Source organism: Paenibacillus sp. HB172176 (genome assembly GCF_011947265.1).
Taxonomy (GTDB): Bacteria; Bacillota; Bacilli; order Paenibacillales; family Paenibacillaceae; genus Pristimantibacillus.
This window is the reverse complement of sequence record NZ_JAATHD010000003.1, coordinates 330,270-345,876: the sequence shown is the minus strand read 5'-3', so window position 1 is coordinate 345,876 and position 15,607 is coordinate 330,270. Positions and strand designations below refer to the sequence as shown.

The window sequence follows — 15,607 nt, the reverse complement described above, 5'->3', positions numbered from 1 at the left end:
GACGATTCAGAAACTGCTTTGTAATCATGTAATGCCCGGTATTCTTCCAGGTTGTTCTCTTCGTTGGGATACCCCGAGAACGAAGGCACGCTCTCCCTAACCAGAGACAAGGCTCTCAAATAACCATGCGCTTCGTGAAGACTCATGGGAACTTGCCGCCCTGCAATGACTTCCATACCGTCTTGTTGCTGTATTGCTTCTGCGAGGAGATATCCTCGCCGAACCACTCCGGCGGGACGAAGGCGTTAGCTTCATCGAGCGACTCGAATTCCACCTCCAGCACTGCCAAATCAATCTGGTCGTAGATATCGATCTCTATTCCAATGCCATTCCAATCGCCCGTCAACCGGTTCTTCGTAAGCGGCTCCAAGCCGAATGCGGCTGTCATCTGTTTGTAGATGCTCTCCGAGATGCCGTATTCCACCTCTTCGCGCACCATCCCGTTGCCTTTCTTGAAGGTGTGCGTGTAGCTCTCGCTCCCTGTCGCCGAGTCCATCAGCCTTCTAACCCTTATCTCCTGATCGTCGTCCATCGCCAGATACGTCTGCTCAATTCTCTGCTGGGAGCGAATCGTCACTGTTCCTGCCTCGATTTGCTCCCGCGGGAGCCGCGGCAGAAGAAACTTTCTCTCAATCTCCATCGCCATCTGCACTCTCTCCTTCTCGCCATCTGCTGCTGAACATCGCTCCGCAACACATACAAACTTCCTACTATAAATAAAAGCATACCTGATACACCTCTTCGAATGCAAAAAAACTGTCTCGCGGCGCTGCCTTCAGCCTCGCGGGACAGTTATACCTGAAACGAATCAGCCGCTCTTTTGTACAACGGCGGCATCCTGGACATGCCCGGCGCTTGCCCGCCATCTCTTGCGGCTGCGCCTTGCAAGCAAGATCGTTAATCCAACGCATTCAATGAGCGTCAGGAAGGATTGAAGCAGATACACGCCGAGAGGCATGCCGATATACTGCCAGCCGAACAGCAGATTATTCACTTCCATGAACACAATATGACCGCAATACGAGACCAGGCAGAACAGGGACAACACGGAATGATACCGCCGCACCGCATCATTTCTGACAACCAAAACGCCATAGAATAACAGAAGCGTATTGGGAAGCAGACTTACCGTCAGCTTATAGTCGTTCGTCCAGTTCGAGAAGCCGAGCAGCAGAAGGGTTTCGACGCATGTTGCAGCTCCCGACATCAGGAGAGCTCTCCTGATGGCTAGTCGCAAAAAGAGTTGCTCGTATTTGGCAATCAGCGCTCCCGCCAGCACGAATGCGAGCCCGAAGCCCATATACCTCGTGAATGCCAGCTCCGCATATTGATACGCCGTCGTATGGAAGAAGGCGACTCCGTTCATGACATCGTCATAGGCCCCTCGAAGCGTTCCCGCGGTCAGCTGGCTCAGGCAATATCCGGCCGCAGCGAGTATAATCCACAACCGCGCAGAAGACCTGGAAAGCAGCGCGTAGGATAAGACGACGCCGAACAATAACGGCGGAATGAACCAGAGCTGAACAAACGGCCCGTTCACCAACACAGCCATCACGATGATTTTGAATTGAAGGAATAGATTATGTAAGCCGAGACCTCCGCTAAACAACGCGGGAATATTGAATTTGAAGAAGAAGAGAAGGCAGAACATCCCGTAGATCCATCCGATTCTGGTCACATAGCGGCGCACATAGGCTTTGGAATCCTCAGCATGACTCCAGCTCTTGTACGCCAGAAATCCTGCGGCCGCATAGAAGCATGGCACAATGATTCTCATTTGAAGAAGCAAATAGTTCACAAGCGGACTCGAGGTCATCTCCGTCATCGAAGGAATGAACAGCGAATGCGCGAACAGTACCGCGAGCGCGCCGGCAAGCTTGAAGATAGTAATTCCTGGATAATACGTCCGAGAGCTCATTATGCGTTTCTCCTCAGCTCTCGAAGCATAGAATTAGCTATATTCTCCATTTCGGCAAATGATATTTTCCCTGTAGGCGACAGTGGAAGCTGCTTCAGAAAAATGATCTCCTTGGGAAGCTTGAATGATGACAGCTGCCTTGCCAACTCGTGCTTTAAACGTTCCTCGGTCAGCGTCGAACCTGATTTGGCAACGACGCAAGCGCAGATTTGCTCGCCGTAAAGCTCATCGGGAATGCCCAGCACGAAGGCATCCTCAACCTCGACATTTCTTAGTATCGCGTTTTCGATTTCGAGGGGAGATATCTTCTCTCCGCCGCGTGAGATTAAGCGATGCAGCCTTCCCGCAATGACCAGATGATTGTCTTCATTCAGATAGCCCAAATCGCCGGAGCGATGCCAGCCTGGCTCGGACTGCGCCGTTCCGTCCGTCTCGACGGGGATTAATCGTGTATACTTCATCACGCGATGGCTGCGTATAATGATTTCCCCCGGAATTCCCTTTGGCAGCGGCTTCCCGGAGTCAGGTTCAACAACCTTCACTTCCACCTCCTTGTCGAGAATGCCTGCGAGCGAATTTTCTTCGGCCATAAATTTCTCGAACGGGATGAGTCCGCCAAGCAGTTTCGTATGCTTGAGCAACTTATAGAGCAGCGCCAGCAGCCAATCTATGCGTTTGTTCATAATGCAAGTGCCGCTTGCTACCGCTCCCGCTTCCGAAGAGCCGTAGCTAACGATGAAGAAGCGCAAATTTATGGCGGACTTTATTTTGCGAAGGATGGAAGGACTGACGGAGGCCGACGTGAACACGACGCCGAGCACCGATTTCAAGCTATATCGGGCTCGCTCCGGAGCAACCATCATGCCTTGAAGCATATAGGGTGTGCCGAGAAGCACATGGCAGCGCTGCTCCTCCGCAATTGCCAAAGCCTCTACGGGATGAAAGCGGCTCATCATAATCGTTTTCACATTGTAGCCGGACAGGTTGCCAAGTATCATGCCGAAGCCGCCCATATGATAGAGCGGCAGAAGATTGAGAATTCGGAAACGCTGCATCACTTTCAGGCTGGCCGTCCGAAGCCAGCCCGATCTGACGCTACGGTCTCCGCCCGCGTCCGGCGAGGTCTTCCCATGGAAAGAAGCCATTGTGCGAAGCACGCCCTTCGGCATCCCCAACGTTCCGGAAGTGAACAAGAGAACGAGAGGATCATCCGCTTGCACGGCTTGACATGCCTGCTGCAAGAGGCGCTCCTTCTCCTCGCTTCCTTCCTTCCCTCCATAGATCAGCCATTCCCGATAGTCGCGGAAGCCGAACATCTCCGATTTGCTTTCGCCCTGCACGAATATACGCTGGGGAAGCCAGTCCGTCTCCTCTTGCCGCGACAGATCGTCAACGATTTCTCTCAGCATCGACGGGTAATGCTGACGATGTCCTTCACGTGAGATCAGCAGGAGCGAGGGCGATGATTCCTTCAGGTATGCGATCAGCTCATCCTTCCTGCAGTATGTATTGAGCGGCACGGACACTGCGCCTATACATGCAGCGGCGTACATGGAAAGGATGAGCTCTATTCTTCCGGTCATGAGGAAAGCAACGCGATCTCCCTTGCTTACGCCCTGTTTAAGCAATCCTCCCGCAAGCTGCTTTACTTCGTCCCAGATTTTGGACCAGCTGTAGCTTTGCCCCCATTCCGGATACAGATATGCAATATCGTCGCCATAGAGAATCGCTCTCTGCTGGAGCAGATATGCAACGGTATTTGGTTGTAAGCCTTGCATTTCACTCATATTCAAGAACCTCCGTCACCGATTATCATAAGAGAAAACGGTCGTTTTATCGTACGTTTTCTATACTATAACATCATTTTCGTTCTTTATAAAGAACATTTTTGATGAAGGCTCTTATTTGTACTCTACTCCTGCGTACTGTCTCACGACTTCTCCAATAATCATATAAGCTTCTCCATTTGTGCAAAGCTTGTTTTCATCCAATTGAAGAAGCCTTGTATTCTTAATCCAGCCTCTGCGAATCAATTCCTCATAAGCCCCTCCGGAGGGCGGCATAACGTCCGCGGCAAGCAACATAGCTTCGGCAGCTTGCTCCACCGTTAATTGCCTCCTGGATTGCTTCCATGCCTTTAACGCTTCCGCCGGATTGCCGCGGAAATCCTTCGGATGCATGGCGGTCAACCGCTGCATCATGGCATATTGCTTGGCAGCGGTGAGCTTGCCGTCCAGCTCCCATCTGCTGTTGTCATAGCCTCCGATCGTCATGCACATACTGACAGCGGCGAGAAGTCCTTTATAGGTCCAGTGCTTCTCGAAATCCGATTTCGCCAGCTCCTTCATCTTCAAATCCATGCCTTGCTTCTGGAGCATCCCTCTAAGCTCAGCCATCCATAAATGCGAACGTGACAGCTCTCGAAGAGATACGCCCTTATTTTGGGCTAGCTTGACAGCCGCGCCGGCCGCCTGGGCCGTTGCCATGCCAATCGGTATCGTTCTGGCGCTGCCATGAGGCAATGTATCATAGCTAGCTGATCGGCCGACAACGAGCAAACCATCTATTTTTTGCGGCACGAGCGTCCGAAACGGTATTCCGTATTGCTTCGGAGACATCATAATCGCTCCGTAATCACCGGGACCCAGACGTTGAATATCCACATCATATGAACCGTAGGCAATCGCATCCCAAAAATCCCGATCTTGCATCACATCCGCCATCGTCAAGCGATATTCGCCCTGAATATGCCGCGATTCGCGGACATAGAGCTCGGGAGCGGCTCCCGCATACTCCAGGCTGCCAAATTCCTTGAAGCTTCGTTTCAGATAAGCCGCAATTCTCGGCGCTTCCTGTCGCCCAAGCCTCAAGCCTTCCTCGACGGAAGCAGCATCAAGCGGATTTACTCCGAAGATATGCATCGCGTTGATAAGAATCGTATGATTATTCTGTCTTCCGATATTCAGTCCGCGAAGCGCAAGTCGTTCCGGATTCGATGATTCATAATTTTTGGCCGACTTGAATCCCCAAGCGCTGCGATTGTCACTGCCCGTATCCGACCTCCTGCCGAAGGATTGCCAAATCTGATCGGTCACGCCGCTCATTTGGAAAACAAGCGTAACCGCCATGCGCGCATGCGGATCGCCAAGATCTTCTCTTCCAATCGTATACGGCGCTCCCGCCAGAGCCGCAATATCGCCATCCTGTGTCGCATCGATTACAGCGCCCGCATACGCTTCCTTTCGCTCACCGGCCTCATTCACGAACGATATGCCTGTAAGGAGCGCATCATCCTTAAGCTTGGACACGATCGGCATGATCGTTCGCTGCTTCAGAAGCAGTGTAATATTGGGCTCCCGATCAATTAACGCTTGCAAGGAGCTTTCTGCAGTTCTAATGTCCATGGAGCTGCCCTCCAGCTCCCTGTACCATTCCAGAAAGATGCCTTTGTTCAGCATGTTTGCAGCGGACTTTCTTGCAGATTTCACGGGAGAAAAGCTCAAATCAAGCGAATTCAACCATCCCAAAGTAATCAACCCGCCAAGCTTCCCCCGATTTCTTCCATCTATGAGAAGCACCTTTAAGCCGTTTCGGGCTGCGGATACCGCGGCAGCCACGCCTTCGGGATCCGTTCCGACCACAATTACATCATATCGTGCGCCGAGTCTGCCGGCTTTCACATCCTCTTGACCCGCGATCGGAAACAAGATCAATCCTGCAAGCAAGGAAAGAATGAGGCAGGCTTTCATGCGATATAATCGTTTTTCCATCCGCCGCGCAAGCTCCTCTCTGCCATTTTTGCTTATTATGAGGAGAACCGTCAAAATTAACGCTCTTGCGGATCTGGTAATTTCAACCTCGCATGATTCAAAAACGTCTCAATGGTTTATAAGAACAGTAAGAGGCAGAATGCCCAATAAGAAGGTTATAAAAAAGGAGAGAGTGACTATGGCGAAACAAACAAATGGCAACGGAATGGTGTTGGGCGCAGTAATCGGAGGAATCGTCGGCGCGGCCGCCGCACTTCTTCTGGCGCCAAAATCGGGCAAGCAAATGCGTGAAGATCTCGGCGGACAAATTCAAAATATAAGTCACAAGACGAAAGATATCGCTTCAAACATTCGATCGCAAACGAAGGATATTGCCTCCAATCTCACCACGCAGACGAAGGAATTGGCGTCCAATCTGCGTTCGCAAGCCAAAGAAACGATGGAGGAAGCCTGCGACAAGGCTGAGGATGCGGTGAATTCCATGGCTCCCGACGAGAAGGATATGAAGCATCTCGGCAAAGAGATGGATGTAATGCCAACGAATGCCGAGCTGAAGGAAAAGGGACTTGTTTCCGATCCGGCGCAATAATCCCCAACAGAAAAGGCGATTCCCCCAAGTCTTCCCGAGACTGGCGGAATCGCCTTTTCATTGCCCTCCTATGTCCGGTTTGCGTCTTCAGCCGACCTCAGTCGCTCCCGCTCCTCCTGCAGAACGTCCTCTACAAGCTCAATCCCCTGGCCGTCTTCCGAATTCTGGCGAGCCTGCCAAACGGATTGCTCCGTGTGCGCCAGACAGTTTTCGGCTTGCTCAATGGACTGCCGAGACGGATGGCTAAGCGCTTGCGATACTGCATTGTGAAGCTTTGTCACCGAGCCTTCGGCTTGTGAAACCGGCGTATTCTTGGGCAAACTGGATTCATAATGTTTCATGGATGATGCACTCCTTCGAAGTAAAAGTTCGCTTTCCCCCATAGGTTGCTTAACACTGCGTTTAACTATGCAATTCGGCTCAGCTGCCGTCACAACGCAGAAGAACAGCCAGCTAATCGTCAGCCGGCTGTTCCTCCAGTTTTGTTTTCAGTTTGGCAATGGCTTTCCGTTGAATTCTGGAAACGCTCATTTGCGAGATGCCGAGCTGCTCTGCAATTTCTCTCTGCGCGAGTCCTCGTCCGTATATGAGCGAAAGCACGAGCTGCTCTTGTTCCTTAAGTCCTGCCATCGCTTCTTGCAAATCCAGCCGGCTGTCGAGCGTAAGCAGATCATCCGATTCGGTTGGAATGCGGTCTGCGATCGTCGCCGCGCTCTCTCCTTCGGAGGAAATTGGCGTATCGAGCGAAATCGACTGATAAGCCTCTCTCGACGTCAGCACTTCAATCGTCTCTTCCGTTGACAGCTCCAGGTAGTCGGCGATTTCCTCCACCTTCGGCGAGCGGTTCAAACGTACGGTCAGCTCGTCAATGGCGCGTTGCGCTTGAATGCCTTTCTCCTTCAAGCGTCTTGGCACTTGAATGTACCATGATTTGTCGCGCAAATAATTTTTGAGGTGGCCAATGATGCTTTTCATCGCATAACCTTCGAACGGCACCTCGCGATCCGCGTTATATTGCGCGAATAAGCGCAGCATGGACATTTGGCCCACTTGATACATATCCTCATACAAATCCGGACGGCTTCTGGACATTTTCCCGGCTGCCATCCTGACAATGGGTTCATAATGATTGAGCAAAGCCGTCGCGCATTCATTGCATTTCTGTTCGCGGTAAATCTCCATAAATTTAATCACTTGCTGGGGAGTCAAGCCTGAGGCAGATGGATTCATACTTTCTCCTCGTTTCTGCTCATGCGTTTGGTGAGAACAACCTCCGTACCTTGCGCAGTACGAACCTCTACTTCATCCATTAAAGCTTTCATCAAGAAAATGCCCAGCCCCCCTGCGGTCGCTTCGGACAATGGAATGTTCTGCAACCCCGCCATACTCTTCTCATTCAACCCCGGTTCAAAGCTTCGTCCGTCATCCTTCACATTGATAACGAAATCCTCCTCGTCCCACTGGAACATCAGATCAACCTGTCCGTTGCTTGTCCGATCTTCATAGGCATGTTGAATAGCGTTCGCACAAGCTTCGGTCACGGCCACCTTCATATCCTCAATATCCTCGTACGAGAATCCGGCTTTGCTGGCAACAGCATACAGCGTCGTGCGAATAATATCCAGATATTCAGCGGATGCCGGTATCGTCATTCGAATCTGACTTTGTTTCATTGCTGCACATTCCCCTCTATTTCAACTAGTATACTTCATTTCACTCGCACTTTGTTCCAGATTCTTATGGAAGATGTTATGCCGTCGGAGATGGCGCTGATCATATTTTTCGTTCTTCGATCGTTGGACGGACCCGAATAGCGGGCTCCGGGGGTATCGACAGCTTCGACTTCTTCAAGGGAAGGAGCGGCCGCTTTGTCGATAGACTCCAGCCGGGTCTCCACTACCGATTTCAGCTTGTCCGCAGCTCCCGCAGCCGCTTGGCGTGCGGCTGCTGTCAGAGACTGCACCGCGTGTCCGATATCGTTAATCGAATGAAACAGAGAATCGAGTTCGTTCAGCTTCTCGCGCGTATCCACCGCAACCTCTTGCGTCTGTCTCACAACCTCCGTGGCTTCCTTTGTAATCTTGCTGATTTCCCCGCGAAGCTCCCCCATCGTGAACTTGGCTTCCTCGAGCGCCGCTCCCGCTTGCTTCAAGGTTTTGTTCAAGGTAATCAGAATAAAAATCAACGCTATTGCTACCGCTGCTACGCTGCATCCAATGACGATATCCATAAACGCATCTCTCCTTTTATTTTTTCATTACCCAGCTGAATTCAATTTGAAACAATCTTTCTTTCTGCTAATCTTCGAAGTCTGGAGCTACTTCTGTTATAATCGTTAATAGAGTATTCAGCGCAAGCGCGCCTTATATAGCATTAAGTAGTTCTGAGGAGGCTGTAATGAAGAACCAATTCAATTTCAAATTCAATATTCGCATGAAAATAGCGCTAGGTTATGTTCTTATTATCTGCTGTCTGGGCGCCGCCATCGTTATCGTAACGGACCGGGTCAAGATGCTTCAGCATGAAATCGAAACCATTACGACCAAGGATATGGAAGTTCATAACTTGATTACCTCAATCCGTTATGATGTCGTCAATATGGAGACAAGCCAGCGCGGATTCCTCATTACCGGAGACGAAACTTATCTTCAACCCTATCAAGAGGGAAAGACGCAATGGGAGGCAAGCTACAACAGTCTGTATGCGCTCATATCGGAAACACCGAGCACCCAGAAGAAGCTTGAAAGCATCAAGCTAACGATCGAGCATTGGCTAAGTACAACGGGAGAGCCGACCATTGAACTTCGAAGGGAAGGCAAGACCGATCAGATCATGGATTTCTTCGCGAATGATCCCGGGAAGCAGGATATTGACGATCTTCGCGAGCAAATCGAAACGCTCCGGAACGAGCAGGTCGCTCAAACCAGCATCTATATCGCCGAATTGAAAAACCGCAACGATATGCTGACCATCAGTCTCTACATTATGCTCTTCGTCGTAGCGATTCTCGCGTTTTTGATCGTCGCATACGTATCGAACAACATTGTTAGAACGATCAGCCGGGTCTCTGCCGCCATCCAAGAGATAACAGCCGCCCGCGGCGACCTGACCAAGCGCATTCACGTGCGGACAAGAGATGAAATCAAGGACTTGGCCGAGGCGACCAACAAACTTCTTGACAGCCTCGAAGCCCAATCCTGGGTTCAGACTCGCGTCGCAAATATCGCAACAATGAATCAAGGCATGAATGACTTGAATGATATGGCAACCTCATTCCTGAGTCATACAGCGCCTATGGTTGGGGCGTTATCTGGCGCCATCTACCTGCGGAGGGGCCAAGGAGCTCAGCAGCGCATGGAAATATTGGCATCCTACGCCGGGGAAGGCAAAGCGAGCGCGAAATCCAGCTTCCTCTTGGGCGAAGGACTTATCGGCCAATGCGCCGCTGACAAGCGGAGCTTTCTGCTTAACGCGCCGATTACCGATTACGACAATCAGATTCAGACCGGATTATCCGAATTCCGGCCGCAAAGCGTGCTTGTCTTCCCTGTTGAATTTGAGAATAAGGTCATCGCCGTTATTGAATTCGCATCCATGGAGCATTTCACTTCCCAGCATTTGAAGCTGCTCGAGCAGATAGAGGATCATCTCGGCGTCGCTTTTGATAATGTCGCCAGCCGAATGGAAGTCGAAAGATTGCTCGGAGAATCGCAAACCATGACCGAGGAGCTTAAAGCGCAAACAGAGGAGTTGCAGGCCCAATCCGAGGAGCTGCAGATGCAGCAGGAAGAAATGCGGATGACCACGGAGCATCTTGAAGAACAGAATTTGTACGCCGAGCAGAAAACCAAGGAGCTTGAGCTTGCCAAATCCGAGCTTGAGGAATATGCGGATAAATTAAAGCAAAGCGCGCAATATAAAACCAACTTTTTGGCCAATATGTCGCATGAGCTGAGAACGCCGCTGAACAGTATTCTCATCCTGTCGCAAATGCTGTTCGAGAACGACAATAAGTCGCTTATGGAGGAAGAAGTCGGCTATGCACGCGTCATTCATTCCTCCGGCAACGATCTGCTGAAGCTGATTGACGATATACTGGATTTGTCCAAGATTGAAGCCGGGAAGATTACTCTCATCAAGGATGAAGTGAATGTAACGGAAATTCCCGATCTCATGAAGCTGAGCTTTGATCCCGTAGCGGAGAAGAAGCAGGTAGCCTTCCATATCGAAATCGAAGAAGGGCTTCCCGAGATCATCCACACCGATGGTCAAAGACTGCAGCAAGTATTGAAGAATTTGTTGTCGAATGCCTTCAAGTTTACGGAGAAAGGCTCCGTCACCTTGAAAATCCATCTGGCGGATCCAACGATGGCGGAGGAATGCTTGCCAGGCCATCCTTCCAATGAATGGATTGCGTTCTCCGTAATCGATACCGGCATCGGGATTCCGAAGGATAAACAGGAGCTTGTGTTCGAGGCATTCCAACAAGTGGACGGCAACACGAACCGCATCTATGGAGGAACCGGACTCGGCCTGTCGATCTGCAACGAATTCGCACAGCTTCTGGGAGGCTGCCTGGTGCTGAGCAGCGAGCTGCATAAAGGAAGCACCTTCACCTTCTACTTGCCCGTTAACTACGAGCCCGCCGCCGGAGCAGAGCTTCAGCTTGGCGCAAGCGAGGCTGCGGCAAGCGTCGAGAGAGACGGAAAACAAGAGGAGGAGCTCGCTCACGCCGATCAACAAAGCTTCATTAATCAAAAGGATGAAGCAGCTTCGAAGACGGCGGCTTCAAGCTCCGAATCCCATATTTTCCACAACAAAAAGGTGCTGCTCGTCGAGGATGACGCAAGAAATATCTTTGCAATCGTGAACGCTCTTGAGCAGAAGGGGCTTCAGGTTACGGTTGCCGGGAACGGCAAGGAATGCCTCGACATTGTAGAAGATAACACCGACTTTGATCTCGTGCTGATGGATATCATGATGCCGGTCATGGACGGCTTCGAAGCGACAAGAGCGCTGAGGCAGCATCCCGTGCTCAAGGATATTCCGATTATCGCTTTGACAGCGAAGGCAATGAAGAGCGATCAGGAGAGCTGTCTCCAAGCAGGCGCTTCTGATTATATCTCGAAGCCCATACACATGGATCAGCTGTTCTCCCTTATCCGAGTCTGGCTGACGAAGCAGGTGGACCATTGAACAATGCAGAAGAACCTATAGACAGCCGTGAGGAGCTGGAAATCGATCTTCTCTTGGAAGGCATCTTCCGAACCAGCGGCTATGATTTTCGCAATTATTTACGGTCATCGCTAAGAAGAAGAATACGACATCGTCTGGAAATGGACAGAGCGAGCTCCATTACGGCTTTGCTGGAGAAGACGATTCACGAAGAAGGCTTTCTGGAGAAATTCCTTGAGGATTTCTCCATCAAGGTAACGGAGATGTTCCGGGACCCCGCCTTCTTCCTAGCCTTCCGCCGGGAGGTTGCTCCGTTTCTGCAACAATTCGACAAGCTGCGAATATGGCATGCTGGCTGCGCGACGGGAGAAGAGGTCTATTCGATGGCCATTCTGTTGCAGGAAGAGGGGCTGCTCGAGCGATCCACCATCTATGCGACGGATATGAGCAAGACGGCTATTGCAATGGCGAAGGAAGGCCGTTTCCCGTTGAAACGGATGCAATCCTATACGAAGAATTACTTGCAAGCGGGCGGCGATCAAGAATTTTCAGCCTACTATTCCACCAACCACGCTTATGCAAGCTTTCATCCGTCCATGAAGAAGCATATGACTTTTGCGCAGCATAATCTCGCAACAGACGGTTCCTTCAATGAGTTTCACGTTATTCTGTGCCGCAATGTGCTCATCTACTTCAATCCGGAGCTGCAGGCCAGAGCGCATCATATCTTATACGAAAGCTTGTCTTCACAAGGCTTCCTTGCTTTGGGAAACAAAGAATCCTTCATCTCCGGGCATAAGACGGATTTCGAGGAGATTAATGCGGAGGAGCGCATTTATCGCAAGCTGACAAAGAAGGAGACCCATTAATTAAAGGTCTCCTTTTTTGCTGCGATATTTGGTTAGAACGACCTCTGTTCCTTGCTCCGTCGTGTTCACGGCTACCTCGTCCATCAGCGCTTCCATCAAATAAATGCCAAGCCCGCCGACCTTCAACTCGCTTGTCTCCGAAGCTTGAATCGGCGATGCTTGACTTCTGACCTCTTCATAGGGGAATACGCCGCCCTTATTGATTATGCTGATCGCAAATGTCGACTCATCCGTCTGGAATCGAACCCAAATGCCGTCTGCTCCTCTGTCACTCGATCCATGAATGACAGCGTTCGAGCAGGCCTCGGACACGGCGACCTTCATGTCTTCAATGTCTTCATAGGAAAAGCCAAGCTTATTCGCTACTCCATACAAACAAATTCGAACGAGATCAATGTTTTCCGCTTCAGCCGGTATCTGCAATTGGATGGCTTTCATGCGTCAGCTTCTGTCCCTTCTTTCAAAAATCTGGTGATACCCGTCAAATCGAACAACCGGCGAATAGAAGGTGGAATTTCACGTACATAGAACGGCGCCTTAAGCGCATCCCTCGCCTTCAGAATCGTAACCACGATACCAATGCCGGTACTGTCAATATAGGTCAAATCGCGAAGATTGAGCACCAATGCCGTATCCTCGCGATACATCACGTTCTCCAGAGCCGCTTGAAGCTGAGGCACCACCGACAGATCGAGCTCTCCCTTAACATAAAGAATCGATTCGCCATATTTCTCTTCCGCCGTAATTTGAAAAGGCTCTGCTTTCATTCTCTTTCACTCCACTTCGAAATTATTATGCTGCTTCTGCTTGCCCGTGTATCCCTTCCTTATACCGATGCTAAATGATAGTAGCTGACTCCAAGCCTTTCGCCCGTCTGACCGTCCATGAACATCTTCAGCAGACAATCGTTCCGCTGAAAGACTATGCCGTCTTCCGCAACATAATCGGGCTTGCCAAGCGCGGCTTTCAATGCTTCCGCGTTCACCTGCACGATGACGCCGTCGATATTAAGCTCCTTCACCGTCGCTGCGAAATCGATCGATTGAATATAATCTTGATAGAAATAGATGCTCATGTCCCCATAATGAAATGTAACCGCATCCTTCAAATATTCGTCCCGCTCAATCGAATCCGGCTCTCCCAGCTTATCCCGCACGTCTTCTCTGCTGTCATACAAGGTCAAGTCATTCACCGCATTCAATGCGAACGCATCCTGTTTCACTTCCGCAATCGGCGCTTCCAAGGCAGACGCATCCGGCGCAAGCTCCGCCTGGCCCCTCATATGGGCTGCGGGCTCCGACTTATTCAGCACGGGTGCCGCGGCTTCGGTCGCCCGCACTGCAATGGCGCTGGATGCCGCGCTTCTCTCGCCGAGATGCTCAGCTTCCCGAAGCTGATCGTGTCCAAGCAAGCCGATTAAGAATGTGAATACAATGATGGCTCTCATTTGAATCCCCCCTTGCTTCCCTAACAGCTATAAGATGCCCAATCGGAAAGCCTTATAAATAGCTATACACGTATTCGGGAGAAATGAAACCAGTCGAGACCACTCTCTTTGCGCAAATGTACAAATTTTATTTGCCCACCGTAATCCGTACCATGCATATATCGTCTTGCTGTGCTTGAATTTCGCTTGTTGCCAGCAACGCCTCCACGATCTGGGAGGGATTCGAGCTTTCATTCGACTTCAGTTGATTGATGATAAGCTCTTCCAGCGGTTCGGCGTCCTTCGTCTTGCCCATCGCATCAAGCAGACCATCCGTGAATAACGCCACTACAGCACTGTCCTCATAGGCAAGCTTCTCCTTCTTCACATCTATGGCATCAAACAAACCGATCGCCGGACAATTCTGCGTTAACCGAATGCATTCCTTATTCTGAATCAACAACCCCGACGGATGACCGGCATTCACATATTCAAGCGTCTTGCTGCTCGTATCGACTACAACAAAAATCGCTGTGAAATAATAGTTGATGAGCTCTTCCGACCGATACAGCTGTCCCATATAACGATTGAGCCCGCGCATGACTTCCTCCGGATCCGCAATTCGCGTGATCATATCCTTGAGCACCGAGGATATGAACATGCAGACGAGCGAAGATGAAATGCCATGCCCCATCATATCGAGCAGAATAATGCCATAGCGATGCTTGTCAATGCGGAACCAAGCGTAATAATCGCCGGCCAGCTCCGAGGAAGGCCGATACGAAGCTTCTATGCGCAGATGCTCATCCTCAAGCGGAGAGCTGAGAACGCTGCGCTGTACCTGCTTGGCCAGCTCCAGCTCATATTGAATACGCTTGTCTCTTTCCTTATGCCAATCCTTCTCGTGCTTGAGTCGCAATGCCGAGCGCATTCGCGCCAGAAGCTCCAGCTTGTTAATCGGCTTCATCACGTAATCGGTAGCTCCGGCATCAAGCGCTTCCGCAAGCTTGTTCGAATCGCCGACAGCCGTAACGAATATAATCGGCACATCGCGATAGCGCGAATCTGCCAGGATGGCCCGGCATGCTTCGAGCCCGTCGATTTCCGGCATCATCATATCCATTAGAATAAGATCGACCGGCTCCTCGGGCAGTCCTGTCCCTTCAATCTGAAGCATCTTGTACAGCTGCATCGCGCTTGAAGCGACTCTGAGCTCGGAGTAACCCTCCTTCTTCAGTATGGTTTTAATAATCATCTGGTTCGTCAAATTATCGTCTACGATTATAATACCCAAACCTGTTTCCTCCCGTGTCCCGGCTCCTGTCATGCAAAAGCTTTTCCTCTGTTCCTCTATACGGTTTATTGTAAATGATTTTGAATGGGATTCATAGCAAAAGCCCGCCCTTGCGGGCAGGCCGGCTCCTTATCTGTAAGGAGGCATCGTTCCGTTGTACATGCTGTAAGGATGGAAATAAACATCCCGATCATAATCATCGTCTACATATTCGATGCCTCGCCACCCGATGACGACGATCTTGTCCTGATCCATCTCTTTCTCAAGCTGCTCCGCCTCGCTCTTCCCGATGCCGAGTGACCTCATCTTCGCCCTAAGCTCGTCACCATGGGATCGGAATATGTTGGCGATAGCGGTGCCAAGCCCTTCCTCCCAAACGCCGATTTCCTCCGCGTCCGTTCGGTCGGCAATGCGCTTCGTACGCTTATCATCATGCGTCAGTACAAAGATTCGATCCTCCGGATATCCATCCTGCTTGAACTTCTGCACGAGTTCCCGAACCTCTTCCACCGTCATTACCGTGTGTACCTTCGTTACCTCCGTGTCGATCGCAGCCATGATGAATC

At 50.7% G+C, this 15,607-nt stretch carries 16 protein-coding genes; 3 read left to right on the top strand and 13 right to left on the bottom strand.

All coding sequences use genetic code 11. The annotated features are described in order from the left end of the window. Nucleotides 1-142: 142 nt before the first annotated feature. The 4 genes from HFP08_RS06405 to HFP08_RS06390 form a co-directional block, all read right to left on the bottom strand. Nucleotides 143-646 (bottom strand): CYTH domain-containing protein, encoded by a 504-nt coding sequence (locus HFP08_RS06405; RefSeq protein ID WP_168119694.1) that lies wholly within the window; start codon nt 644-646, stop codon nt 143-145. A 162-nt stretch (nt 647-808) separates the two neighbouring features. After that, nucleotides 809-1,918, bottom strand: coding sequence for an acyltransferase family protein (locus HFP08_RS06400; RefSeq protein ID WP_168119693.1), 1,110 nt, complete (start codon nt 1,916-1,918; stop codon nt 809-811). Next, nucleotides 1,918-3,705 (bottom strand): class I adenylate-forming enzyme family protein, encoded by a 1,788-nt coding sequence (locus tag HFP08_RS06395; protein WP_168119692.1) that lies wholly within the window; start codon nt 3,703-3,705, stop codon nt 1,918-1,920. The genes HFP08_RS06400 and HFP08_RS06395 overlap by 1 nt, the downstream gene beginning before the upstream one ends. Before the next feature lie 114 nt (nt 3,706-3,819). Beyond that, nucleotides 3,820-5,688: an FAD-dependent oxidoreductase gene (locus HFP08_RS06390; RefSeq protein ID WP_168119691.1), complete on the bottom strand. Its 1,869-nt coding sequence runs from the start codon at nt 5,686-5,688 to the stop codon at nt 3,820-3,822. A gap of 178 nt (nt 5,689-5,866) precedes the next feature. Here HFP08_RS06390 and HFP08_RS06385 point away from each other — a divergent pair, with 178 nt between their 5' ends. Then, nucleotides 5,867-6,277: a YtxH domain-containing protein gene (locus HFP08_RS06385; protein ID WP_168119690.1), complete on the top strand. Its 411-nt coding sequence runs from the start codon at nt 5,867-5,869 to the stop codon at nt 6,275-6,277. 68 nt (nt 6,278-6,345) lie between these two features. Here the strand turns inward: HFP08_RS06385 and HFP08_RS06380 are convergent, their stop codons facing one another. From HFP08_RS06380 to HFP08_RS06365, 4 genes are all read right to left on the bottom strand, one after another. Next, nucleotides 6,346-6,618 carry a hypothetical protein gene (locus HFP08_RS06380; RefSeq protein WP_168119689.1) on the bottom strand — a complete coding sequence of 91 codons (273 nt, stop codon included), beginning with the start codon at nt 6,616-6,618 and terminating at the stop codon, nt 6,346-6,348. Nucleotides 6,619-6,730: 112 nt separating this feature from the next. Beyond that, the gene (locus tag HFP08_RS06375) at nt 6,731-7,507 is read right to left on the bottom strand and encodes a sigma-70 family RNA polymerase sigma factor (protein ID WP_168119688.1); all 777 of its coding nucleotides are present in this window, start codon (nt 7,505-7,507) and stop codon (nt 6,731-6,733) included. Next, nucleotides 7,504-7,950 (bottom strand): anti-sigma B factor RsbW, encoded by a 447-nt coding sequence (rsbW, locus tag HFP08_RS06370; protein ID WP_168119687.1) that lies wholly within the window; start codon nt 7,948-7,950, stop codon nt 7,504-7,506. The genes HFP08_RS06375 and rsbW (HFP08_RS06370) overlap by 4 nt, the downstream gene beginning before the upstream one ends. Before the next feature lie 35 nt (nt 7,951-7,985). Beyond that, nucleotides 7,986-8,507, bottom strand: coding sequence for a DUF948 domain-containing protein (locus HFP08_RS06365; protein ID WP_168119686.1), 522 nt, complete (start codon nt 8,505-8,507; stop codon nt 7,986-7,988). Nucleotides 8,508-8,674: 167 nt separating this feature from the next. On the opposite strand from HFP08_RS06365, the gene HFP08_RS06360 reads away from it, so the two are divergent. Together HFP08_RS06360 and HFP08_RS06355 are read left to right on the top strand one after the other, a co-directional pair. After that, nucleotides 8,675-11,473, top strand: coding sequence for a CHASE3 domain-containing protein (locus tag HFP08_RS06360; protein ID WP_168119685.1), 2,799 nt, complete (start codon nt 8,675-8,677; stop codon nt 11,471-11,473). Next, complete coding sequence (locus HFP08_RS06355; protein ID WP_206109190.1) at nt 11,470-12,321, top strand: CheR family methyltransferase; 852 nt, start codon at nt 11,470-11,472, stop codon at nt 12,319-12,321. Before HFP08_RS06360 ends, HFP08_RS06355 begins: the two co-directional genes overlap by 4 nt. Here HFP08_RS06355 and rsbW (HFP08_RS06350) read toward each other — a convergent pair whose 3' ends face one another. From rsbW (HFP08_RS06350) to HFP08_RS06330, 5 genes are all read right to left on the bottom strand, one after another. After that, nucleotides 12,322-12,759 (bottom strand): anti-sigma B factor RsbW, encoded by a 438-nt coding sequence (rsbW, locus tag HFP08_RS06350; RefSeq protein ID WP_168119684.1) that lies wholly within the window; start codon nt 12,757-12,759, stop codon nt 12,322-12,324. Beyond that, nucleotides 12,756-13,088: an STAS domain-containing protein gene (locus HFP08_RS06345; protein WP_168119683.1), complete on the bottom strand. Its 333-nt coding sequence runs from the start codon at nt 13,086-13,088 to the stop codon at nt 12,756-12,758. Before HFP08_RS06345 ends, rsbW (HFP08_RS06350) begins: the two co-directional genes overlap by 4 nt. Nucleotides 13,089-13,147: 59 nt before the next feature. Beyond that, nucleotides 13,148-13,768, bottom strand: coding sequence for a DUF4309 domain-containing protein (locus HFP08_RS06340; RefSeq protein ID WP_168119682.1), 621 nt, complete (start codon nt 13,766-13,768; stop codon nt 13,148-13,150). A 127-nt stretch (nt 13,769-13,895) separates the two neighbouring features. Continuing rightward, the gene (locus HFP08_RS06335) at nt 13,896-15,041 is read right to left on the bottom strand and encodes a SpoIIE family protein phosphatase (RefSeq protein WP_168119681.1); all 1,146 of its coding nucleotides are present in this window, start codon (nt 15,039-15,041) and stop codon (nt 13,896-13,898) included. 129 nt (nt 15,042-15,170) lie between these two features. Next, entirely contained in the window at nt 15,171-15,599 is a 429-nt protein-coding gene (locus tag HFP08_RS06330; RefSeq protein WP_168119680.1) for a YflT domain-containing protein, read from the bottom strand. Nucleotides 15,600-15,607: the final 8 nt, after the last annotated feature.